The organism is Pseudoalteromonas sp. GW168-MNA-CIBAN-0100, assembly GCF_040309225.1.
In the GTDB taxonomy this organism is placed as follows: Bacteria; Pseudomonadota; Gammaproteobacteria; order Enterobacterales; family Alteromonadaceae; genus Pseudoalteromonas; species Pseudoalteromonas arctica.
The window spans coordinates 1-251 of record NZ_JBEOOL010000840.1 but is presented as its reverse complement, the minus strand read 5'-3'; the positions used below and the strand labels follow the sequence as shown (position 1 = coordinate 251).

The 251-nt window shown below is 35.1% G+C and carries 1 protein-coding gene; it reads left to right on the top strand.

Features of this window, described 5'->3' with window-relative positions; genetic code table 11:
- Nucleotides 1–251 (top strand): integrase repeat-containing protein (locus AAEY62_RS23650; RefSeq protein WP_350636898.1); only part of this gene is annotated, 251 nt, incomplete at both ends.

The following is a 251-nucleotide window of genomic DNA, read 5'->3' as shown; positions in this document are numbered from 1 at the left end:
CTACAATACGCACTAGCCAAAAAACATGCACAATTGCTTGGTGTAAAAACCTCCAAAGAATATAAACTAAGATATAAAGAAGATCCGCTGCTATTTAATACGCCCAATAAAATCTATAAAAATGAATGGGAAGGTTGGGAGAGCTTTCTTGGCACAAAAAAAGAATTTTACGCTACATTATCTGATGCTAAAAAAGCAATACAAGCACTAGGCGTTACTACAAGGCGAGAGTATAAGAGGCAATATAAATC